At 27.1% G+C, this 22,958-nt stretch carries 20 protein-coding genes, 2 pseudogenes and 1 riboswitch; of the genes and pseudogenes, 19 read left to right on the forward strand and 3 right to left on the reverse strand.

Features of this window, described 5'->3' with window-relative positions; genetic code table 11:
- The 7 genes and pseudogenes from JJC02_07165 (at nucleotide 1) to JJC02_07195 (ending at nucleotide 5,603) form a co-directional block, all read left to right on the forward strand.
- Nucleotides 1-153, forward strand: a complete 153-nt coding sequence (locus JJC02_07165; GenBank protein ID UDN55942.1) for a FeoB-associated Cys-rich membrane protein — start codon at nucleotides 1-3, stop codon at nucleotides 151-153.
- 799 nt (nucleotides 154-952) lie between these two features.
- Nucleotides 953-1,021: pseudogene (locus JJC02_07170) on the forward strand (IS200/IS605 family transposase).
- A gap of 81 nt (nucleotides 1,022-1,102) precedes the next feature.
- Nucleotides 1,103-2,204: pseudogene (locus tag JJC02_07175) on the forward strand (transposase).
- Between the two features lie 116 nt (nucleotides 2,205-2,320).
- Entirely contained in the window at nucleotides 2,321-3,031 is a 711-nt protein-coding gene (locus JJC02_07180; GenBank protein UDN55943.1) for an AIM24 family protein, read from the forward strand.
- Nucleotides 3,032-3,115: 84 nt separating this feature from the next.
- Entirely contained in the window at nucleotides 3,116-3,886 is a 771-nt protein-coding gene (locus JJC02_07185; protein ID UDN55944.1) for an ABC transporter permease, read from the forward strand.
- Nucleotides 3,879-4,610, forward strand: coding sequence for an ABC transporter ATP-binding protein (locus tag JJC02_07190; GenBank protein ID UDN55945.1), 732 nt, complete (start codon nucleotides 3,879-3,881; stop codon nucleotides 4,608-4,610). The genes JJC02_07185 and JJC02_07190 overlap by 8 nt, the downstream gene beginning before the upstream one ends.
- A 33-nt stretch (nucleotides 4,611-4,643) precedes the next feature.
- Nucleotides 4,644-5,603, forward strand: coding sequence for an NrtA/SsuA/CpmA family ABC transporter substrate-binding protein (locus tag JJC02_07195; GenBank protein UDN56396.1), 960 nt, complete (start codon nucleotides 4,644-4,646; stop codon nucleotides 5,601-5,603).
- 99 nt (nucleotides 5,604-5,702) lie between these two features.
- Here the strand turns inward: JJC02_07195 and JJC02_07200 are convergent, their stop codons facing one another.
- Nucleotides 5,703-6,299 (reverse strand): DUF3793 family protein, encoded by a 597-nt coding sequence (locus JJC02_07200; GenBank protein ID UDN55946.1) that lies wholly within the window; start codon nucleotides 6,297-6,299, stop codon nucleotides 5,703-5,705.
- Between the two features lie 243 nt (nucleotides 6,300-6,542).
- Here JJC02_07200 and JJC02_07205 point away from each other — a divergent pair, with 243 nt between their 5' ends.
- Nucleotides 6,543-7,142: a hypothetical protein gene (locus JJC02_07205; GenBank protein ID UDN55947.1), complete on the forward strand. Its 600-nt coding sequence runs from the start codon at nucleotides 6,543-6,545 to the stop codon at nucleotides 7,140-7,142.
- A gap of 167 nt (nucleotides 7,143-7,309) precedes the next feature.
- Here the strand turns inward: JJC02_07205 and JJC02_07210 are convergent, their stop codons facing one another.
- A complete protein-coding gene (locus JJC02_07210; protein ID UDN55948.1) occupies nucleotides 7,310-7,777 on the reverse strand; it encodes a hypothetical protein in 468 nt (155 codons plus the stop codon).
- 103 nt (nucleotides 7,778-7,880) lie between these two features.
- Here JJC02_07210 and JJC02_07215 point away from each other — a divergent pair, with 103 nt between their 5' ends.
- From JJC02_07215 to proC, 8 genes are all read left to right on the forward strand, one after another.
- Nucleotides 7,881-8,825 carry a YafY family transcriptional regulator gene (locus JJC02_07215; GenBank protein ID UDN55949.1) on the forward strand — a complete coding sequence of 315 codons (945 nt, stop codon included), beginning with the start codon at nucleotides 7,881-7,883 and terminating at the stop codon, nucleotides 8,823-8,825.
- Between the two features lie 286 nt (nucleotides 8,826-9,111).
- Nucleotides 9,112-9,218, forward strand: a riboswitch (SAM riboswitch).
- Between the two features lie 105 nt (nucleotides 9,219-9,323).
- Nucleotides 9,324-10,289, forward strand: a complete 966-nt coding sequence (locus tag JJC02_07220; protein UDN55950.1) for a methionine ABC transporter ATP-binding protein — start codon at nucleotides 9,324-9,326, stop codon at nucleotides 10,287-10,289.
- The gene (locus tag JJC02_07225) at nucleotides 10,282-10,938 is read left to right on the forward strand and encodes an ABC transporter permease (GenBank protein UDN55951.1); all 657 of its coding nucleotides are present in this window, start codon (nucleotides 10,282-10,284) and stop codon (nucleotides 10,936-10,938) included. The genes JJC02_07220 and JJC02_07225 overlap by 8 nt, the downstream gene beginning before the upstream one ends.
- A gap of 37 nt (nucleotides 10,939-10,975) precedes the next feature.
- Nucleotides 10,976-11,767 carry a MetQ/NlpA family ABC transporter substrate-binding protein gene (locus tag JJC02_07230; protein UDN55952.1) on the forward strand — a complete coding sequence of 264 codons (792 nt, stop codon included), beginning with the start codon at nucleotides 10,976-10,978 and terminating at the stop codon, nucleotides 11,765-11,767.
- Between the two features lie 147 nt (nucleotides 11,768-11,914).
- Complete coding sequence (locus JJC02_07235; GenBank protein UDN55953.1) at nucleotides 11,915-14,653, forward strand: PAS domain-containing sensor histidine kinase; 2,739 nt, start codon at nucleotides 11,915-11,917, stop codon at nucleotides 14,651-14,653.
- Nucleotides 14,654-14,759: 106 nt separating this feature from the next.
- On the forward strand, nucleotides 14,760-15,368 hold the full coding sequence (locus tag JJC02_07240) for a DNA-3-methyladenine glycosylase (protein ID UDN55954.1): 609 nt from the start codon (nucleotides 14,760-14,762) through the stop codon (nucleotides 15,366-15,368).
- 986 nt (nucleotides 15,369-16,354) lie between these two features.
- On the forward strand, nucleotides 16,355-16,939 hold the full coding sequence (locus JJC02_07245) for a helix-turn-helix transcriptional regulator (GenBank protein ID UDN55955.1): 585 nt from the start codon (nucleotides 16,355-16,357) through the stop codon (nucleotides 16,937-16,939).
- Nucleotides 16,940-16,978: 39 nt separating this feature from the next.
- On the forward strand, nucleotides 16,979-17,782 hold the full coding sequence (gene proC, locus JJC02_07250) for a pyrroline-5-carboxylate reductase (GenBank protein UDN55956.1): 804 nt from the start codon (nucleotides 16,979-16,981) through the stop codon (nucleotides 17,780-17,782).
- An 80-nt stretch (nucleotides 17,783-17,862) separates the two neighbouring features.
- On the opposite strand, the gene JJC02_07255 is transcribed toward proC, so the two are convergent.
- Nucleotides 17,863-19,038 carry a DUF1002 domain-containing protein gene (locus JJC02_07255; GenBank protein ID UDN55957.1) on the reverse strand — a complete coding sequence of 392 codons (1,176 nt, stop codon included), beginning with the start codon at nucleotides 19,036-19,038 and terminating at the stop codon, nucleotides 17,863-17,865.
- Nucleotides 19,039-19,302: 264 nt separating this feature from the next.
- Here JJC02_07255 and JJC02_07260 point away from each other — a divergent pair, with 264 nt between their 5' ends.
- From JJC02_07260 to murJ, 3 genes are all read left to right on the forward strand, one after another.
- Nucleotides 19,303-19,776: a type I restriction enzyme HsdR N-terminal domain-containing protein gene (locus JJC02_07260; protein ID UDN55958.1), complete on the forward strand. Its 474-nt coding sequence runs from the start codon at nucleotides 19,303-19,305 to the stop codon at nucleotides 19,774-19,776.
- Between the two features lie 290 nt (nucleotides 19,777-20,066).
- On the forward strand, nucleotides 20,067-20,951 hold the full coding sequence (locus JJC02_07265) for a sigma-70 family RNA polymerase sigma factor (GenBank protein UDN55959.1): 885 nt from the start codon (nucleotides 20,067-20,069) through the stop codon (nucleotides 20,949-20,951).
- A 447-nt stretch (nucleotides 20,952-21,398) separates the two neighbouring features.
- On the forward strand, nucleotides 21,399-22,943 hold the full coding sequence (gene murJ / locus JJC02_07270) for a murein biosynthesis integral membrane protein MurJ (protein ID UDN55960.1): 1,545 nt from the start codon (nucleotides 21,399-21,401) through the stop codon (nucleotides 22,941-22,943).
- Nucleotides 22,944-22,958: the final 15 nt, after the last annotated feature.

Consider the following 22,958-nt stretch of genomic DNA (forward strand, 5'->3'; position numbering starts at 1 on the left):
ATGGCTACATTTGTTATAGCAGCTGTTGTAGTAGTATTAATGGTATTAGCTGTAATGCATATGGTTAAAAATTTAAAAAAGAATGGTAGCAGTTGTGGATGTGGTTGTTCTGGATGCTCAAGTAGTAAGAATTGTCATAGCGCTAAGAGATAAATAGGATAAGAGCCTGATAAAAAGTTTAAATTGCTTTATTATCAGGTTCTTATTTTATATAATAACAAATTTCATGTTTGAAGTAGGTTAGACTATGTTGTAATTTTACTGTATAATTATATATAAATATATGATTAGGAGGAATTATTGCTAAATTAAGCAATATGAGTGAATATTATGTTTAAATTTGATTAAAAAATAGCTACACACACTTGTGACTTTAGTCATGAGTTAGTAGCTAAAATAGTCAGCATATAGGGAAACTTATATGTAGAGATAGGATAGAACCTATCAATACTACTTGAATTGCTAAAAACCCTAAAGCTAATCAAACTAAAACATAAGGATGAAATAAACCTAAGTGTGAAAGTTACGAAAGTAGAAAAAATTGGTTAGATGGTATAAGGTTAAACCCTAAGTACTTTAAAATGGGCAATCAGCAGGTAAGCTCCGAATAGGAGAAACTTCAACGACTATTCCTCTTGAGGGAAGTACACTACAAGCTATTGGTATTGGAAGTGGGTAGACCTTAACGGATAATGCCGAAGGATAAGATATAGTCTGTGCTTACATGAAAGTGTAAGAAGTTCATAAGAGAACTGCATAGGTAGTAGCGGACTTATGTGAACGACAACCTCAAAAAATGATAAAATTTAAGATTTACGGTTCTTGTATATGTTATTTAAAAATAAATATAAAATTCTTTAAAATACTTGTTTAAAAAATTGCACTTGTTAATATTAGGATGGGTGATGAAAAATTGAAGTGACCCAGATATGTATATTTAGTACAATACCATATAGCATGGTGTGTAAAATATAGACTTCCAGTATTAACAAATGAAATTGAAGAAGATTTAATTAATATATTTAGTTGCTACTGTATCATAAAATACAGGGGAGCAGATAAGAAAATATATTAATTAATCAGAAAAAACAGGTAAAGTGAGGTGATAGTAGTGGAAAAAGCTTATAAGTTTAGAATGTATCCAAATAAAAAACAGCAAGAGTTAATTAACAAAACTTTTGGATGTTGTAGATTTGTATATAATAAATATCTTGCTAAAAGAATAGAAGTTTATAAAAATGATAAAGAAACTTTTACTTATAAACAGTGCAGTTCTGATTTGACCAATTTAAAAAAGAATTAAAGTGGCTTAAAGAACCTGACAAATTTTCACTACAAAACGCCTTAAAAGATTTAGAAAACGCATATGAAAAATTCTTTAAAGAAAAGGCAGGATTTCCTAAATTTAAATCAAAGAAAATTAATAGATTTTCATATAAAACTAACTTTACAAATGGAAACATTATGTATTGTGGTCAACATATAAAACTACCTAAACTTGGTATGGTTAAGATAAGGGATAAACAAGTACCTCAAGGTAGAATACTTAATGCTACTATATCTAAAGAACCAAGTGGTAAATATTATGTATCATTATGCTGTACTGATGTAGATATTGAAGCATTTGAAAATACTAATAATCAGATAGGTTTAGATTTAGGAATTAAAGAATTTTGTATCTCAAGTTGTGGAGAATTTATAGAAAATCCTAAGTATCTTAAGAAGTCATTAAGAAAACTTTCTAAATTACAAAGAGAATTATCGAGAAAAACAATCGGTAGTTTAAATAGAAATAAAGCAAGATTAAAAGTTGCAAGACTTCAAGAACATATAGCTAATCAAAGGAAGGATTTTCTACAAAACTATCTACTAAATTAATAAAAGAGAATGATATTATTTGCATAGAAGATTTACAAGTAAAGAACATGATTAAAAATCGTAAACTATCTCTCTCTATTTCTGATGTGTCGTGGTCAGAATTTGTTCGTCAATTAGAATATAAGGCTAATTGGCATGGTAGACAAATTGTAAAGATAGGTAAATTCTTTGCAAGTTCACAAATATGCAATAAATGTGGGTACAAAAACAAGGAAGTGAAGAACTTAAATATAAGAGAATGGATTTGTCCTAGTTGTAATGAAACTCACGATAGAGATATAAATGCAAGTATAAATATATTAAAAGAAGGATTAAGATTTATATAAATAATAAATTTCATATTTGAAGTAGGTTAGACTATGCTGTAATTTTACTGTATAATTATATATAAATATATGATTAGGAGGAATTATTGCTAAATTAAGCAATATGAGTGAATATTATGTTTAAATTTGATGTTACAAACGAGCTTGTGTGTATAGCAAGGGGAAGTGGTAAATTTTTTGCAAAAAAAGGTGCTATGGTAGCATTTAAAGGAAATTTTAATTTTGAAAAATTGCTGTTAGGTCCAAGTAATGGTGGTGGATTAGGAAGAGCGTTATTAGGTCATGTTCAGAGGTCATTGACAGGAGAACAAATGCCAATAATGGTGGTTGAAGGTGAAGGTGAAATTTACCTAGCTCAAAATGCTTACCACGTAGATGTAATATCAATTGACCCAGGTGATTCCATTTATGTTGAGAGTGAAAACTTATTGGCATTTTCTGAACAATTAAATTACAGTGTAAAATTGATTGGCTCAGGGGTAATATCTCAAAAAGGTCTTTTTACTACACATTTAGTAAATAAAACAGGTCAAAATCAAGATGTTGCTATAATAACAGATGGTAATCCTCTAATTCTTGAAGGACCTTGTTGTGTTGACCCAGATGCATTAGTAGCTTGGACTGGAAGAGAACCATATCCTAAAGTATCAAAACTATCATGGAAGACTTTTATTGGTCAGACTTCAGGGGAATCTTATCATATGGAATTTGTTGAACCTGGACAAATAGTCATTATACAGCCATCTGAAAGATTGTCTGGCTTAAAAACAGATTCTACACCTTCTGATAGAATGAGTTCAGGTGGATTAAGACTTGGCATAGATTAAATCTTATGATATAGCTTAATTATTATTTAAGATATTAAAAAATAAAAAGGGTAGCAGGGATACATATGTTAAAAGGAGTTTTATATGTTTGAGAAAATTCATAAAAGGTTCAAAGGATATTATATTTTTTTAATAATTTTAATTTTATGGAAGATAGTATGTGTTTTGGGCATATGGAGTAGCTATATTCTGCCACCTCCTGAAATAGTCTTAGATACTTTTATAAAAATGATATATGATGGTTCTATTTTCTTAAATGTTTATGCCAGTGTAAGAAGAATATTAATAGGTTTTTTAATAAGTTCATTGATGGCTATACCACTTGGAGTTGTATTTGGGGTAAATAAAAAAATGTATGAATATTTCAAACCATTATTTGAATTTATGCGAAGTACACCTCCACTAGCTTTGGTGCCAATGCTTATTTTATGGTTTGGTATAGGTGAAGAATCTAAAATTATAATTATTATTTTGGCATCCTTTTTTCCAATATTTTTAAATACATTGAAAGGTATAAAAAATTGTGACAATAAATTAATAGAAGTAGGTAAATCTTTTAATTTATCTAGAAAGAGAATTTTTTATAAAATAATAATTCCTAATTCTATGTTAGATATTGTTGTTGGACTTAGTTTAGGGCTTGGGTATAGTTTTAGAGCTATAATTGGAGCAGAGCTTATTGCAGCTTCTTCAGGGCTAGGATATTTGATTTCTGATGGGAAAGATATGTCTAGAACTGATGTTGTGTTGGTAGGAATTTTTGTTATTGGATTTTTAGGTATACTTTCAGATTATCTATTTTCAAAGGCAATAGTAAAATTTAGTAAAGGGAAGCAGGTTGATTTAAATGGTTAGAAATGGATTTTTGCTAGAGAATATACACAAGAAATATTTAGTTGATAATAAAGAGCATTTAGTTCTTGGTAATGTATCTTTAAATATATCTAGTGAAGAGATAACTGTTATATTAGGCGAAAGTGGATGCGGAAAGACAACTTTACTTAGAATTTTAGCAGGTCTTGAAAATGCTACTAGTGGAAATGTGTATTTTTTTAATAATGATAAAAAATGTATTCCAAAAGTAGGGGTAGTATTTCAAGAAAGTAGACTTATGCCATGGCTGAATGTAAGTGAAAATATCCTTTTACATACTGAAAAAGATAATAGAAATAAAGTTGATTTAGACCAGTATTTAAAAATGATGAAGCTTGAAAAATTTAAAAACTCATATCCAAATGAATTATCAGGAGGAATGGCTCATAGAGTAAGTATAGCAAGAGCACTTTCCTTTAATCCAGATATTTTGCTAATGGACGAGCCATTTGCAGCACTAGATTACTTCACAAGAAGAAAAATGCAAAAAGAAGTTGTAAATATCCATAAAAATACTAAAAAAGGTGTAGTATTTGTAACTCACAATATTGAAGAAGCTATGGAAATAGCAAAGAAAATAATTGTTTTTAGTAAAAATAAAAGGATTAAACAGTTTAGTGTCGAAGATGAATATAATAGAGATTTAACTAAAAACTATTATATAAGTTTGAAAAAAGAAATATTAAGGGAATTGGGGGAGTTTTAATTGATTAAAAAAAACAAAAAGATTTTAGCAGTAATGACATCTTTAATAATGGTGTTGGTTGGGACTGTTGGATGTTCAACAACAAATGATAAGAAAGATGCACCTGCAAAAAAAGAGGTTAGTTTACCTAAGGAAATAAATCTAACTTATGTGAAATCACCACTTAATGTTCCTAGCATATTAGAAAAAAAGGATGATTTATTTGGAAAGGAATTTAAAAAGGACAATATAAAAGTTAATTTCCATGAATTGACAACAGGGCCAGAGCAAACTCAAGCACTAGCATCAGGTGAGTTAGATTTTTTACATGCACTTGGGGGAACATCTGCAATAATAGCTGCTTCAAATGGCGTTGGTCTTAAAATTACGAATATTTATAGTCGTTCACCAAAAGGATATATGCTTATAACTAATAATGAAAATATTAAATCTATAAAAGACTTAAAAGGTAAAAAAATTGTAGGGCCAAAAGGGACTATACTTCATCAATTATTGATTGCCGCACTTGCTAAGGAAGGATATACTATAGATGATGTTGAATATGTAAATATGGATATTCCTAGTGCTGCTTCTGCATTAGAAAGTAAAAGTGCTGATGTAGCAATGCTTGCAGGTCCAGTGGCATTGAAAACAATAAATTCAGGCGCTAAAATGATTGTAAATGGAGAAGGATTAGTAAGTGGAATAATAGTTACTGCTGTAAGTGATGATTTTGCTGAAAAATATCCTGAGTTAGTAAAAAGATTTATGAAGGTTCATGAAGAAACTTTAAAATATATGAATGAAAACGAGGACGAAGTGATGGATGTTGTATCTAAAGAAGTTGGTTTATCTTTAGATGAAACAAAAGAAATGTATTCTTGGTATGACTTTAGTTCTAAAATAACAGATAAGGATATAAAAGAATTAGAAGATACACAGGAGTTCTTGATGTCTAATGGAATGCAAGAAAAGAAAATAAATATTAAAGATATGTTATACAATCAAAATTAAAATATTTTAAAATGTTAAAGTAGAAAATACACCCTTATTTATTATTGAAACTGTATAGTAAAAAGGGTGTATTTTAATTATTATATATAAAAATACAATTTAAAAACAACTTACTATTTTATCTACACTTATGTAGTCTAGTAATTTTCTCATTTTTTTACGATGAAGTAAAAATTTGGAATATGTGTCTTCTGATTGTTTTGTGTCACCATAAACCTTCCAATATTTAATCATAGAAACTTCATAATTACTATATCCCATAAATCCAATTACATCCTTAAGAGGATATCCTAAAAAAATACCTATTTCATCAGGAAAAATATCACTCTTAAGCTTATCTATTAAATGTTCTAAATAAGCATTAACATTCATATTTTGCTTGTATCCTAAAAACTTTAAAAAATTTACTGTTTTTTTACATTTTAATTTTTCTGATAATGCTTTTTTGTTTACAAATAATATTTTTAATCCCTTTTTTTCTTTATCAATAACCACAAAATCTATTTTTTTACATTTATATAGATATTTGTAAATATCATTAATTTTTTCCTCTCTATTTACATCAGTAAATGAAATATTTATTATTTCAGCAGGTTTAGACCCTAAAAAAACTGGACCTAAAACTTCTAAAAGCCATTTTATATATGATGATTCAATTTTATTTTTACAACAAAATTGTGAATTACAATAAGACATAAAAGATAACCTCCTTCAAATGAAAATTAATATCAAGTAATTAGATTATACTATGAATGATAATCAGTATCAATAACAAAATTATATTTTTTTATTTAATTATTCATTTATTATGATTTCCAAAAAAATAAATTATAAATTGTTTAATTTTAGTAAATAAAAAATAAAAATATAGAAATACTAAATTAAGAAAGAAAATTATTAAAATTTTTGTAGTATAAAAGATTTAGGAGGGTAATAAAAATGAAACTAAAAAGAACTTTATTTGTAGGATTAGCATTAGTACTAGCTATAGGAATAACTGCATGTGCTAGAGATAATGAAAAACCAAGTGAAAATGCAGGAAAAAATTCTAATGAATCTGTAAATAATAATGAAGGATATATGAATTATTATTCAACAAGCTATAATGATTATATAGCAGGACTAAATAGATATTCTATTTATGATACTCCAGAAAGTATAAATAATCAGTTTAAAGATAAAGAATATCCAGGAAATGAAAAATATCTAAGTGATGTAAAGGCTGCATATAAGGATAGTAGAGATAAAATACAATCATTTGTAACATCTCTTAAAAAAGATGGTAAAACAGAGGATACAGAGTTAAAAAGAATGAATGATGACCTAATTGCTGAAGGTGAAAGATTAGTAAAAGATATAGATGAAAGAATAGAAAAATTAGATAATGTATCTGATGAAGATATGAAAAAAGGTCAAAATGACTTTATGAAACTAGTTCATGGAACTGAAGACGTTGGAAACGATATAGGCAGTGGTTTTAGAAAAATGATAAAAGATATGAATGATAGATTAGGAATAACAGGAAATAATAAAAAATAATAGAATAAATAGTCTCAAAATTAAAAATAAATACTTTAAATATAGCGAAGCCTTGTAAATAGTATATTTTTTGGCTTCGCTTTTTTATATGTTATCAAGATGCTTATTTTTATCTTGTAATCTCAATATTTTCATTATGATTTATTTAGAGGTTATTTTCTTATGTTTTACTTGTTTTTTCTCTTTTTAAATTTTTGTTTTGCAAAATTGTAAGATTCTCCTATTAAAGTTTTAAAGTTCTCAAATGTCTTTTCAGTAGGGCTTAGGACGCATACCCATCCCATCCATGCGTAAATAGGATGTGGCATGACTGTATCCAAGGATGTAAAATCAAAATCCATATCGACTATTTGCGCAACACCTGGACGTTTTGGAATATATCCAAACATTTCAATAAAAGTTTCTTTTTTTAATCCTATGTTCACACGGTATACATTTGGACGATTAACCAATGAACCTTTATCATTATTACTGTCTTTTTCTTTAATGGTAAGAACGTATACTCCTCGTTTTAAAACACCATTAGGATTGTAATAGATTGCTCGTTCCCCCCAACTATTCATTAATACAACATCATCTAAGTTTGATAGACAATAATTGATAATATCATCAGCCTTAATCATGTTATTTTCCATAAAATATCAGTCCCTTCTTTATTGTTATTGATTTAAATGTAAGAATATCTTACCATAGAATAGTGACAATTATTGTCACTATATTGAAATTAGGAGTGTAAACATGTCAAGAGCTGAACGTTTAATTGAACTGATGATAACAATAAATGCAAAAAGAAATTTTACAGCAGGAGAATTAGCAGAAGAATTTTCTGTATCAAAACGTACTATACTAAGAGATTTACAGGTGCTGGAGAGTATTGGATTTCCATTATATTCAAAAGTTGGAGCAGCTGGAGGATATCATGTACTCAAAGAACGTATGCTTCCACCGATTACATTTTCAGAAAGTGAGATAAAATCTATATTCTTTGCATATCAGTCACTAGAATATTATAATGATTTACCATTTGAGCAAGAAACTATTTCTGCTTTAAAGAAAATTTTAAATTGTATACCAAATGATATTCAATATAATATTGAGAATATGAGACGTAAATTTGTTTTTTGGACACCAGATAGGCATTGCTCAACACCATTATTGAAGGAATTGTTCAATATAGTAATGAATGATTCTACAATTAAAATTGAATATTCATCAAAGCAAAAAAATAGTATACGTACCATTATTCCTATTGGTTTGTATGCCATGAATGGACTTTGGTATTGTCCAGCCTACTGTATAAAATCAGAGTCTATTAAGGAATTTCGTGTAGATAGAATTGTGAAGATTTTGAGTATAGAAAACTTATCAAATAAAAAATATAAGGTTTTATCTTCTATACATGATTATCTTAAGAATATGGAAGTAGGTACAGATTATCATATTAAAATTAATTTGACAGATGAGGGAGTAAAACGTTGTGAAACAGAGTTTTTGTTGGCAAGAGGATTGAAAATTTTGCCTAAAGGTGGATACATAGATATGCGTATACCAAAATCCACACTTGATTGGGTGGCTGAATATTTTTTAACTTTTGGGAAAAATGCTACAATAATAGAACCAATAGAACTCAAATCTTTGATAAAATCTAAAGTGTTGGAGCTATACAATCATCATTGTTTTTAAATTATTTTATTTAAGATAGAATAGAGTTTGGAAAAATGTTAATTTTTTTAATTTATTTTACAAGTGATTTAGATAGATTAATATTATTTAATATATTTCTTATAATGATATTTTGTAGTTATATGTACATTAAAATATAAAGTGTTAGGAGCTAGAAAACTAATTAAAAATAGTTATTTAACGATAATAAAAATAAAAAATTTAAATAAATTTATTGACAAATACTATTATTGAATATATTATATATAACATAGCAACAAATGATAATAGAATTAAATTAAATAACGTCTTATCAAGAGTGGTGGAGGGACTGGCCCTTTGAAACCCGGCAACCAGTATATTTTATATACATTGGTGCTAAATCCTGCAACTAATATAGTTGATAGATGAGTATAAATAGCTTTCTAAGCCTGAGTTTATACTCGGGCTTTTATTTTGTTGTAATACATAAGCGAGGATAAACATAAAAACTAAGCAGAATATATGGGAGGAAATTTTATGATTAGCATAAAAAATGTTAATAAGTATTATGGAAAGATTCAAGTGCTTAAAGATGTAAGTATTGAAATAGAATCTGGAGAAATTTTTGGAATAATAGGTCATAGTGGTGCAGGAAAATCAACACTACTTAGATGTATAAATGGATTAGAAGAATATCAAGAAGGTAATGTACTTGTTTCTGGTAAGGAAGTAAAGGCATTGAGTGAAAAGCAAATGAGAGATTTAAGAAAAGAGTTAGGAATGATTTTTCAACACTTTTCATTGCTTGAAAGAAAAACTGTATTTGATAATGTAGCATTGCCATTAGAATGTTTTGGATATTCAAAGGCAGAAATCAAAAAAAGAGTTCTAGAGTTATTAGAAGTAGTTGGAATATCTGAAAAGAAAAATGATAAGCCTAGAAATCTAAGTGGTGGTCAAAAACAAAGAGTTGCAATTGCTAGAGCTTTAGCACTAAATCCACAGGTGCTTCTTTGTGACGAAGCAACTTCAGCATTAGACCCAAATACTACAAAATCAATTCTTTCGTTGCTTGAAGATATAAATAAAAATTTGGGAATAACAATAATAGTTGTAACTCATCAAATGGAGGTTATAAAGCAGATTTGTGGAAGAGTAGCAATAATGGAAAATGGAGAAGTTTTAGAGGTAGGAGATACAGAAGAAATATTCTTAAGAAATACTAAAGGACTTAGAAAATTAATAGGTGAAGAAAGTATAATATTACCAAAGGGAACAAATATAAAAATACTATTCCCTAAAGATATTTCTAATGAAGCTATTATTACGACTATGGCAAGAGAACTAAATATAGATGTGTCTATAATATTTGGTAAATTAGAACAATTTAAAGATGATATTCTAGGCTCACTTATTATAAACATTTCAGATAAAAGTGGAGAGCAAGTAAAACAATATCTGACTAGTAAGGGCATAAGATGGGAGGAAATGATAAATGAATAGTTTAATTGATTTTTTAACAACACTATTTCCAAGTGCATTGTTACAAACTTTGTATATGGTTATAGTACCAACTATAGTGGCAACAATATTAGGGTTTATATTAGCAATCATATTAGTAGTTACAAAACCAGATGGATTAAAACCAAATAGCACAATAAATAGTGCTTTAGGATTTATAGTAAATATATTTAGAAGTTTCCCATTTATGATACTTATAGTTGCAATGATTCCAATCACTAGATTAATCGTTGGAACAAGTATAGGAGAAACTGCTGCAATAGTGCCAATAACTATTGGTGCAGCACCATTTATTGCTAGAATTATAGAAAGCTCATTAAATGAAGTTGATAAAGGATTGATAGAAGCAGCAAAATCTTTTGGAGCTACAAAAAGACAAATAGTTTTTAAGGTTATGATAAAGGAAGCTATGCCTTCAATAGTATCTGGAATTACATTATCAATAATATCTATACTTGGTTATACAGCTATGGCAGGTGCAGTAGGAGCTGGAGGACTAGGTAATATAGCACTTATTTATGGATATCAAAGATTTGATACAGCAGTAATGGTGTATACAGTAATAGCACTTGTAATATTAGTTCAGATAATCCAAGGAGTAGGAAATCTGGCTTATAAGAAACTAAAATAACTTAATCATAAACATTTTAAAGAGGGGGAAGTAAAAAATGAAATTAAAGAAATTATTGTCAGTAGCATTGGTGTCAGCAATAGCAATATCAGCAGTAGGATGTTCAAACAAAGAGGATAAAAAAATACTAGTAGGAGCTTCGTCAAATCCACATGCAAAGATATTGGAAGTTGCAAAACCTTTGTTAAAAGAAAAAGGATATGATTTAGAAGTAAAAGTATTTAACGATTATGTACTTCCAAATACATCTTTAGATGAAGGGTCTTTGGATGCTAACTTCTTTCAACATATTCCATTTTTAGAGGAAACTGTGAAGGAGAAAGGATATAAACTTACGTATACATCTAAAGTTCATATAGAGCCAATGGGATTCTATTCAGAAAAAGTTAAGTCATTAGATGAAATAAAAGATGGAGCTGTTATAGCTGTGCCAAATGATGCAACTAATGGAGCTAGAGCACTTAAATTATTAGTAAAAAATAAATTAATAGAAGCAAAAGATGGAGAACTTATAACTAAAAAAGATATAACTAAAAATCCTAAAAATATACAAATAAAAGAAATGAATGCAGAACAATTACCAACAGTATTAAAAGATGTTGACGGAGCAGTAATAAATTCTAATTACGCTTTAACAGCTAACCTAAATCCTACTAAGGATGCAATAATAATAGAATCAAGTGATTCTCCATATGTAAATATAATAGCTTGTAGAGAAAATAATAAAGATAGTGATAAGATTAAAGCTTTATCGGAGGCTATGAATAGTAAAGAAGTTAAAAAATTTATACAAGAGGAATATAAAGGAAGTATAGTTCCAGCATTCTAAATTGAATACACAAAATCTATAAAATGAGTAAAATTAAAAATGTTTACTCATTTTTTTTTATAACTAGAAAGTGACAAATTTTTTGGAAGAATTGTGGTAACATATTTATAGGTAAAACTATATAAAAATGAAGAAGTGGTGGGGAATATGGAATCTAAAGGAACTTTAAGTAAGAATAAGGTCTATATAATAGCTAATGGGGTATTTTTGGTTATTGCACTTTTAAATATAAATTTGTATACAGTTTCTATAAATATGTATAGAATAATTTTACTTTGGATATTTGGATATTCTATAGTTTATATAAGTAGCTTTAAAACAGATGAATTTATAAATATATTGAAAGTAGGATGTCTTGTATTAGTTTTTGTAAGTATTTTAGGAGTAGTGAATTTAAAAATTCAAAAATACCAAATTGTGTTGCTAAATTTGAGTATAATTAATATGTCTACTTTTATATACTTAACCATTTCTAAAGTGAAAAAATTAAGAATAAGCCCAGTACTAATTTTTTATAGTGCTTTTGTGATATTAGATTACTGTATAAGAAATATTTTTAGTAATATTAACTGGAATATGATTATTGTATTAATTAATGTTGCCATATCTTTGTTTAATTTGTTATATTTGTTGAATAAACTTGATAGTAAGATTGAGCACTATAAGTTGATAAAAGATTTAGCGTACTTTGTTTTTTTTATAACTATTATAGGATTTGTAGCAATTTCTAAGATTAGTATAGTAGATTCAGATAGATTAATAGGAGTAATATATTTATTATTATGTAACCATACGTATTATGTATATGTATACAGTCTTAGTAATAGAGTAGTATATCCATATTATGAGCTTGATTCAATAAATAAAAAATTAAGTAAAAAGTCAGAGCAATTAGGAAAGATAAATTTAGCAATAGAAAAGGATATGATTATACAACGAACATTAAAAAACTACATAGACCAGAGAAAAGAGCTACTTAGACAAGCTCTTGATACAATACCAAATGTATGGATAGTAACAGATTATGATTTTAATATAAGTTACACAAATAATAAATTTAAAGATGAATTTTCAAAAGACATGAAAAATTATTATAAAATATTAACTTTTATAAAAGATGATGAAAAAGTTGCTGAAAAATTAAAGAAATTTGACAATGATATAAGTATAATTGATAAACTAGTAGAATTAAATGACAAAATCTATTTATTAAGTTTAAGTAATAATAAAGACGAAAGCAATTACTTAATAAGTTTAAATGATATTACAAATGAAATCAAACTAGACGAAGAAATAAGAAATATAAATAAAGATTATAAAAACATTATACTAAATATTCCATCTCCTATACTTGTAAGAAGTGCTGAAGGTGGTATAAAGAAGAATAAGGTAATAAGTATAAATAAGAAATATGAAAAAAGTTTTAAATGTATTTCAAGTGATTTAGTAGATATGACATTAGAACAATATTTTGAAACTTTTAACATAGACTTTTTTGATAATAGGGAATTTAAAAGATTAAATCTAACACAAGAAAAGAAAGCTGAAATAGTAAGTTACAATGACACAGCAAATTGTATAGTTAATTTTGTGATGTCTGATTCAGAAGGTGAAGAACATGTTGAAGAAGTTAGAGTTGGAGACTATTGGTCAGATAATAAACTATTTAAATTGCTTACATTTAGAGATATAACTAAAGAGATAAATATCCTTAGAACAGTAAACGAACAAAAAATAATATACGAAAAATTACTGGATGCTATACCAGAGGCTATTTTTCTTGAAGATTTAAGTACATCAAGAGTTCTATATACGAATAGAGCCTTCAGAGAGTTGTTCGGAATTTCTAGTGATGTATTAGGAGCTACAACACAAAAATATAGAAATGTATTAGTAAAAAAATACATAAACAATTTAAATATAGGAGAAAGAGATAAGAGTATCCATATAGTAAATGAAAATAATCATATCAAAGAAGTAAAAATGATATCAAGAACATTGTACTTTGGACAAAAAAGAAGTAGAGTGAGAATTATTAAGGATTTAAGTGTGCAAAGAGAGTCTGAAAGACTTAAGAAAGCATTAATAAAACAAAGACAGTATGACCAAATGAAGATGGAGTTTTATGCTAATATATCTCATGAACTTAAGACACCTTTAAATAATATATATAGTTCAGTTCAACTTGTTGAAAATCTTTATAAAAAAGGAAAAATAATTGATTTTCAGGATATACTAAAAGAACATATAAAAATAACCAAACAAAATATGTTTAGATTATTGAGATTAATAGATAATATAATAAATATTTCTCAAGTTAAGTCAGATATATACAAGATTAAAGCAGTTAATTTTGATATTATTGACATAACAGAAAGAATAGTTGCATCTATTAGTAGTTATGCTAAGTCTAAAGGAATAGATTTGATTTTTGATACGGATGAAGAAACTGTACTGGTAGGGCTTGACCCAGAATCTATAGAAAGAATAATACTAAATATATTATCAAATGCTATAAAATTTACTTTAGAAGGGGGAGAAATTCTTGTCGGTATATATAAAAAGGAGGAAACTGTAGAGATAATTATAAAAGATACTGGAGTAGGTATAGACAAAGAAAAATTAAATGATATATTTAATCGATTTAAACAAATTGAAAACAGTGGGATATCAAATGAATTTGGAAGTGGTATAGGGCTGTGCCTTACAAAGTCGTTGATTGAAATTCAAAATGGCAAGATTTACATAGATAGTAAGGTAGGAGAAGGAACTGATGTAAAAATTATATTCCCAATTAAAGAAGTTGTTGAAGAAGTATATGACAATTCAGATTACAATGATAATATCGAAAAATTTGAGATAGAATTTTTTGATATATATAAATAATAAATGTTGGAATTTATTGTATGTATATCAGATTAATAAGAGTTAGTTTTATTTATTACTTTAGCTGTATTTAATTCATTGCAAATAAATTTTAGGAGGTGAAATTTTGGAAAAGGATTTTTTTAGGAAAAATGGAATTGATTTAGCCAAATCAATATTAGGCAAATATTTAATAAGGAAATATGAACATAAAGTAATTGTTACTAAAATCATAGAGACAGAAGCATATATGGGTGTAAACGACAAAGGAGCACATGTATATGGTGATAAAAAAACAGATAGAACTAAGCCATTATATTTAGATGGTGGACATATATATGTTTATTTAATTTATGGTATGTATAACTGCTTAAATTTATCAGCAAATGTAGAAAATGTACCAGAATGTGTGTTGATAAGAGGAGTAGAGCCTATAACTTCTCTAGATGAGATATCTATAAATAGATACAATAAAGCCTATAGTGAGTTGAGTAAATATCAAATAAAAAATATTACTAATGGACCAGGAAAACTTTGTAAGGCTTTAAAAATAGATAGAAGTCTAAATAGCAAGAGTATAATGGGTGAAGAATTATATATAAGTGATTTTTATTACAATGATGAAGGAAAAAAAGTATTTAGTAAAGATGAGTTAGATATAAAAACTAGTAAGCGTATAAATATAGATTATGCAGAAGAAGCAAAAGATTTTTTATGGCGTTTTTATATAGAATAAATTTTGATATAGCTGAGATATGTATCTATAGGAAAGTGTTTTATAGATATATATCTTATTTTTTTGTAGAATTTTTAGTTTAATAAAAATAACCTTATAGAATTACAAATATATTCTTAATAAATATATAATTATTTTGCTAATATAAATAAAGATATATTTTGGCGAAATGAGCTATAAAAATTAATTTTTTTTTGCCTTTTATTAAAAATAATAAAATTTGTATAGATAATTAGTTTATTTTATAAGTAATAAATTAATTATTAAAGAATGAAGAAATTTTGACAAAAAAAGAAATTATATTTAGAATATAGATATATTTAAGAAAATATTATTGAGATATTATCATATTTTTTATCATAAGCAATTCCTGTTAAATGAGAAATTAGAAGATGAAATTTAAATATATGTAAAGCACTTCAATAATTCTTGACAATCTAAAAATTGATAAGACTGTATCTAAAAAATATATATAATATTAAACTCTAAAATAAAATATGTTTCAGAGTAAAAAAAGACATTGAATAGATGTCATTAAATTGTAAAATTATGTTATAATTGTACTAAAGTATGTAAGAATGTGTAGAAATAATAAGATAATAATTTGAATTTCTAATAATTAAAGCGAAAGAAAAATGCAACATATAGAATATAATTTAGATATATTGATTAGATTAAAGTATATTAATAGGATTAATATGTTATTATAAATGATTTTAATAATATATTAATTCATATAAATAATTTAAATTTTATTATATAGAGAATAAATGCTTATAAAAAGTGTATATTTAGTTGGTAAAAGTAAATAAAAATATGTGAAAAATAAATCGTAAATAATCTTAAAATATAGACAAAAAAATATTAATAAATTATAGTAATACTTATAAAAGTTTAAAAATATGAAATAAAGATAGGTCAATACCTATATTTATATTTTTGTATTTATATTATGAAAAAATTAAAATTATTTAGGGGTGATGGTTTTGAATAAGGATATAGGAGCAAAAATAAAGCAACTTAGAACTCAAAAGCAAATGACACTGAAAGATATGAGTGAAAAAACAAACCTATCAATTGGTTTTTTATCACAACTTGAAAGAGGATTAACAAGTGTAGCAACAGATTCCTTAGGAAAAATAGCAAGTGTACTAGATGTAGAATTAACTTATTTTTTTATGAAACCAAAAGAGCATAAAAGAGCTGTATTAAGAAGTTATGAGAAAGAGGTATTTGATGTAGAAAATTCAACATTTATACATTATCATTTATCATCTAGTTTAAAGGAAAAAACAATGCTACCAAGATTAATTGAGATTCTTCCAAGTAAGAGCAGTGAGGAAATTTGTTGTTACGTACATAATGGTGAGGAGTTTGTATATGTATTAGAGGGTACTCTTACAGTGTTTTTGGGGGATGAGCAAATAGACATGTATCCAGGGGACACAATACATTATAATAGTGAAAAGAACAATCATAATTGGGTTAACTATACTAATAAATTAGTGAAAATTTTGGTTGTAAGTATTCCAAATCCATTTGAGAAATCTGATGCAGTTAAAGAAGCTTAAATTTTAACTATTCCTATCAGTTAATAAGGAGGTACTAAAGTGAGAAAAATTGGATTCATAGGTGCAGGAAATATGGCAAGTGCTATGATAGGGGGAATAGTAAATTCAAGATTAGTTGAACCTAATATGGTTATAGCATCAGCATATAGTCAAGAAACTCTTGATAGAATACATGCAAATTTTGGAATAAATATTACAAAAGATTCAAAGGAAGTAACTAGAACCTCTGATATAGTAATTGTGGCTGTTAAGCCAGATATATATGATGATATTTTAGAGGACATAAAAGACTTTATAGATGACAATAAAATTATAGTTACAATAGCAGCAGGAAAATCTATAAAAGATATAGAGTCAATTATAGGGGGAGATAAAAAAATAGTTAGAACTATGCCAAATACTCCAGCTCTTATAAATGAAGCTATGTCTTCCATTTCCATAAATAAAAATATAAACGATGGAGATTTAGAAGCGGTTACAGAAATATTTAATTCTTTTGGAAATACTGAGGTAGTGCCAGAATATCTCATAGAAGCTGTAATTGGTGCAAGTGGTTCTGCACCAGCATATGTATTTTTATTTATAGAAGCTATAGCAGATGCAGCAGTAATTGCAGGAATGCCACGACAACAAGCATATAAATTTGCATCACAGGCAGTTATGGGCTCTGCAAAAATGGTACTTGAGACAGGAAAACATCCTGGTGAGTTAAAAGATATGGTATGTTCACCTGGTGGAACTACTATAGAGGCAGTTAAAGTACTTGAAGAAGAAGGTTTTAGAGCTTCTGTGATAAAAGCAATATGTGCATGCATAGAAAAATCTAAAAAGATGAGTGAGTAATAAAAATTTATTAAAAATAAAGAGAATTGCCTTTTATAGAAAATTTCCATTTTAGGCAATTCTTTTTATTTGCTTAATTTCTAAAATAAGCTTGATAACCAATTTTTTATTTTTTCAAAAAAACCAGCTGAGTCATTATTATTTGATTGATTTTCTGAATTATTTGTTGTGTCATTTTCATTTGGTTGAGAGCTATCTTTATTTTCGTCATTACTTTGATTGTTATTTTCTGAGTTAGCTGTATCACTATCACTATTAGAATCACTATTATTTTGTGGATTTATTTGAACACCTTCTGTAGAGTTTATTACAGCATTAGAGCCAAGAGACTCATCATTAGTGTTATTTAAGATTCCTAAATCTTTTTTATCTCCACCTGAGAATAAACCAGAGAACCAGTCTCCTATTCCACTAAACCATCCACCAATAGTATCTATTATGCCAGAACCCTTAACACTTTCACCTAATTTCTTTAATTGCTCATTTACATTATCAGATACATTATCTAATGTATTTTTCATGTTATTATAATCATAATCTTGGTCAGCTATTTTTTTCATTACACCTTCAATTTGTTCTTTTTGTTCTGGTGTAATAGTAATATTGTAATTATTTACAACATTATTTATTGTATTTGCTATTTGATTGGTATCCTTTGTACCATTCTTTACAATTTCTGTTTTTATATCATTCATTACACCTGTTGCTTTTTCTTGACCTATATCATCTCCTAAATCACCTGTAACTACCAATTCTTCAGAAGCAATTTCTTTCTTTGTTTCATCAAGTTTCTTTCCTGAAGCATCCTCAAATGCCTTCATGATTCCTGTTAATGCACCAGTACCACTTACAGGATATGGAGCAGCAGCAATAACATTTGCATCTTCAAGACCAGCTGTTGTAAGTGTTGAAGCAATCATTGAGCTAGTTACCCAAGTTAAATTTGCTGTTTTAACATTAATTCCATTTCCTTTTTTAGTAGGTTCAACATATGAACAAGATATAGTAACTTTTCCAAGTTGACCTTCTGTTGCAACACCTTGTAAGTATTGTCTTTCTTCTGCATTTGTTACATCTAAAACTAAGACTTGGTCTTTTTTTACTCCAAAGTAATTAAGCATTTGTTGCTTTTGAGATTCTGATAAGTTAGCTCCAAGTGTAACTACATTTGTACCGTCTGCATAAGAAAGATTCATACTTCCAAGTACAAGCATAGTAGATACAATAATAGAACTAATTTGTTTTTTAAACTTCATAATATTCCTCCTAGATTTAACATACATTACATTTTCAATCTATTTTTTATAATACATTGAATAAAAATATGTGCTACATTTCTATTATACTAAATATAAACTATTTTTTAAATCAATGCGATTACAACTTTGTAATAAAAAAGGGAATATAAGGAAGATAATAAAAAAATAATTTTTATAAGAGATTGAAAAAACAATTAATGTAGTATACTATAATATAGAAATGATTATGATAATGTTATAGAGTCGGAAGGAGAAAAATAAATGTCAAAGGAATTAGTAAAAGATAGAGTAATAAAATATTTAATAGAAGATTTATTAGTACCTCAGGATATGATTGATACAAATGTTGAGTTGGCAGAATTTGAAGAAGGTGCAGAAGGAATTTTAGATATTGTTGTAAATGTTAAAGATGAAGAAGATTATTATGCACCTGTGATGATAGTGCAATGTTTAGATGAAGATGTGGAGTTAGAAGGGGAAGTTTTACAAAAACAAATAGAATTTTTAGAAGAAGTGGATAATATAACTATGTCAGGTAGACTGGTTTTAACTAATGGAGATGCTATGATGTACGCTGATTGGAGAGGTGAAGAATACGATACGGAGGCAGCTCTTCCAACTTATGATATAATGGTAAAAGAGTTTAATGAAATGGAACAACAGATAAAAGATTTAGAAGAGCATCATCACCACGATGAAAATTGTGGATGTGGATGTAATCATCATGAAAATTAAATATCGAGCATATATATTAAAAAAGACTGTTTAGTAAACAGTCTTTTTTTAGACATATATCATTCTAAAAACTAAGAATATAACAAGATATAATAAAATAAATTATATATATAAGGAGGATATTGCTGTTAGAAGTAGAATAATATTATAAGTATAGTTTTTATAACTTTGTATACATAATATACAAAACAATTCATTTGAAGAAGGGGATATTATGTAATTGTAGATTATGTAGATTTAAATTATTTATTTTTGTTTTAGCAAATTCTATGAATAGAAGGGGTTTGATTATGGATACTAAAAAAGAAAATAATTATGAAAATTATATTTGTGTGGGTTCATCAAATGTATCAAATGCTATGAAAATGTATTTAAAGGAAATCGAGGAATACAAAATGTTGTCAGCAGGAGAAGAGGTAGAGCTGGCTAAGGAAATAATCAACTCATCTTCAGTAGCAAAGGAAAAATTTATAAATTCAAATTATAGGTTGGTAGTGAGTATAGCAAAGAGGTATAAAAGAGACAGTATTGATATGTTAGATTTAATTCAAGCAGGGAATATAGGACTTATAAAAGCTGTAGAAAAGTACGATTATAAAAAAGGATACAAATTTAGCACTTATGCAACTTGGTGGATAAAACAAAGTATAACAAGATATATTGATGATTGCGAAAATACTATTAGGATACCTATACATCTTCATCAGAGAATAAATTTTGTAAAGAAAAAGAAACAAGAACTTTTAAATTTATTATTGAGAGAGCCAACTGTAGATGAGATTGCTGATGCATGTGGTCTAGAAGTTGACAAAGTATTGGAATTATTAAGACGAGATAAAAATGTTGTATCTTTGGATACTCCATTAAAAGAAGATGAGGATAGTAGTTTAGTTGAATTTATACCATCAGACGCTGATTTTAAGGATGTTGTAATACATGAAGTTGAACAACATAATTTAAAAGAAAAAATAGAAGAATTGCTTACAGGTCTTGGAGAGCAAGAACAGAAAGTTTTAAGAATGAGATTTGGAATTGATGATGATGACCCTAAAACACTAGAACAGATTGGGAAGGTATTTGGTGTTACTAGAGAACGAATAAGACAAATAGAAGCTAAAGCAATAAGAAAATTAAGACATCCAAGTAAGTTAAAACAATTAAAGAATTTTTATTGATATTTTTAAATATGTTATATATAAACAGCACACTTATATTTTATGAGTGTGCTGTCATTTTAAGTGATGTATCTAAAAATAGAATTATTGGAAATAATAGTTTAGTAAAATTTCTCAATATGGACAAAATATGTTAGAATATAATTTAAAAAAGATGATAAAGTTTATTTTATATTATTAATTTTAGATATTATTGGTTTTACAAATATTAAGTGACAACTCCATTTTTTTAAATATAATTGAATATGTAGAATTTGTATTATAAGGATGCAGAAATTATTGTAGAAACAAAAAAATATGAAGAATAATGTAGTTTGTGATATATTAAGAAATAGGTGTTAATTATACTTTTATAAGGCTAATAAGTTAAATTAGTTAATAGAATTATATCTAATGAACTAAATTTTACTTGATTAAAAAGAAGTATGTTAGAAGTGGAGTGATAAAATGAGCAAGGTAGCTAAAGCAACTTTTTATTTGATGATAGTTACTATAATCTCTAAAATTCTTGGTATGGGTAGAGAATTAGTACTATCATCAATTTATGGCACAGGCTTATATACAGAAAGTTATTTGACAGCTATGAATATACCAAATATTATATTTGCAGCAATAGGTACTGCTATAGTTACTACTTTTATTCCAATGTATCAAGATATAATTAGTAAACAAGGTGAAAAACAAGCACTAAAGTTTTTAAACAATGTTTTAAATATAATAGTTGGTATATGTATAGTTGTTGCTATACTAGGTGTTATTTTCTCAAAGCAACTTGTAAGTATATTTGCTATAGGGTTTGAGGGAGAGAGGTTTTTACTTACTGTAAAGTTTACTAAAATATTAATAATAGGAATAATATTTATAGGTATTACTAGCGTTATGTCAGCATTTTTACAAATTAAAGAGAACTTTATTGTAGTTGGGTTTGGGAGTATACCTTATAATATAATAATCATTATTTCAATAATGCTAAGTACTGTATTTGGACCATACACACTTCCACTTGCTGCTGTGCTTGCTATTGTAGTTCAGCTACTTTTTTACATGTTTTTTGTTAGAAAAACGAACTACAAATACTTATACTACTTGAATTTTAAAGATGATAGCCTTATTAAATTACTAGCATTACTTTCACCAGTATTTATAGGTGTTGCTGTTAATCAAGTGAATTCATTGGTGGATACAACCTTAGCCTCAACATTAGTGAAAGGTAGTATTCCAGCACTTACTTATGCAGATAGATTAAATGGCTTTGTTACAGGGACATTTACAGCTTCAATAGTATCTGTTATGTATCCAATGCTATCAAAGTTAAGTGCAGAAAATAATCAAAAGAAATTTACTAGTTCAGTTAAATCTAGTATAAATATGATAATAATTTCCATGATTCCCATTTCAGTTGCTTCTATTTTCTTTGCAACTCCTGTTGTTAGAATCATTTTTGAGAGAGGTGCTTTTGATGCTAGGGCAACCCAAATGACAGCAACTGCCTTAATTTTTTATGCAGTTGGGATGACTGCATTTGGTTTAAGAGATATTTTAGGAAAGGTTTTTTATTCATTACAAGATACAAAAACACCTATGGTAAATGGAATTATATCTGTTGGTGTAAATATAGTATTAGATTTGATTTTAATAAAACCAATGGCTCATGGTGGTCTTGCACTTGCAACTAGTTCATCATCAATTGCATGTATATTGTTACTTTTCTTGAATCTAGAAAGGAAGGTTGGATATTTTGGGCAAGATAAAATAATAAAAGCAACTTTGAAATCTTTAGTTGCATCTTTGATTATGGGTGTTTTAACATACTTTATGTATAAATTTATATTTGAAATTTTGGGAGTAGGAACATTTAATGAATTTGTATCATTAACTATTTCAGTTGTAGTTGGAGGTGGAATTTATACATTACTAATGACTATTTTTAAAGTTGAAGAAGTTGATATGATACTAAATATTGCAAAAAGAAAACTGCATTTAAAAAAGTAATTTAATTATATTAAT

Source organism: Clostridioides sp. ES-S-0054-01, from assembly GCA_021561035.1.
GTDB lineage: Bacteria > Bacillota > Clostridia > Peptostreptococcales > Peptostreptococcaceae > Clostridioides.

Excerpts from the sequence above, each read along its gene's own strand:
- JJC02_07165 (UDN55942.1), top strand. The coding sequence starts at position 1 with ATGGCTACATTTGTTATAGCAGCTGTTGTAGTAGTATTAATGGTATTA.
- JJC02_07180 (UDN55943.1), top strand. The coding sequence starts at position 2,321 with ATGTTTAAATTTGATGTTACAAACGAGCTTGTGTGTATAGCAAGGGGA.
- JJC02_07185 (UDN55944.1), top strand. The coding sequence starts at position 3,116 with ATGTTTGAGAAAATTCATAAAAGGTTCAAAGGATATTATATTTTTTTA.
- JJC02_07190 (UDN55945.1), top strand. The coding sequence starts at position 3,879 with ATGGTTAGAAATGGATTTTTGCTAGAGAATATACACAAGAAATATTTA.
- JJC02_07195 (UDN56396.1), top strand. The coding sequence starts at position 4,644 with ATGACATCTTTAATAATGGTGTTGGTTGGGACTGTTGGATGTTCAACA.
- JJC02_07200 (UDN55946.1), bottom strand. The coding sequence starts at position 6,299 with ATGTCTTATTGTAATTCACAATTTTGTTGTAAAAATAAAATTGAATCA.
- JJC02_07205 (UDN55947.1), top strand. The coding sequence starts at position 6,543 with ATGAAACTAAAAAGAACTTTATTTGTAGGATTAGCATTAGTACTAGCT.
- JJC02_07210 (UDN55948.1), bottom strand. The coding sequence starts at position 7,777 with ATGGAAAATAACATGATTAAGGCTGATGATATTATCAATTATTGTCTA.
- JJC02_07215 (UDN55949.1), top strand. The coding sequence starts at position 7,881 with ATGTCAAGAGCTGAACGTTTAATTGAACTGATGATAACAATAAATGCA.
- JJC02_07220 (UDN55950.1), top strand. The coding sequence starts at position 9,324 with ATGATTAGCATAAAAAATGTTAATAAGTATTATGGAAAGATTCAAGTG.
- JJC02_07225 (UDN55951.1), top strand. The coding sequence starts at position 10,282 with ATGAATAGTTTAATTGATTTTTTAACAACACTATTTCCAAGTGCATTG.
- JJC02_07230 (UDN55952.1), top strand. The coding sequence starts at position 10,976 with ATGAAATTAAAGAAATTATTGTCAGTAGCATTGGTGTCAGCAATAGCA.
- JJC02_07235 (UDN55953.1), top strand. The coding sequence starts at position 11,915 with ATGGAATCTAAAGGAACTTTAAGTAAGAATAAGGTCTATATAATAGCT.
- JJC02_07255 (UDN55957.1), bottom strand. The coding sequence starts at position 19,038 with ATGAAGTTTAAAAAACAAATTAGTTCTATTATTGTATCTACTATGCTT.
- JJC02_07260 (UDN55958.1), top strand. The coding sequence starts at position 19,303 with ATGTCAAAGGAATTAGTAAAAGATAGAGTAATAAAATATTTAATAGAA.
- JJC02_07265 (UDN55959.1), top strand. The coding sequence starts at position 20,067 with ATGGATACTAAAAAAGAAAATAATTATGAAAATTATATTTGTGTGGGT.
- murJ (UDN55960.1), top strand. The coding sequence starts at position 21,399 with ATGAGCAAGGTAGCTAAAGCAACTTTTTATTTGATGATAGTTACTATA.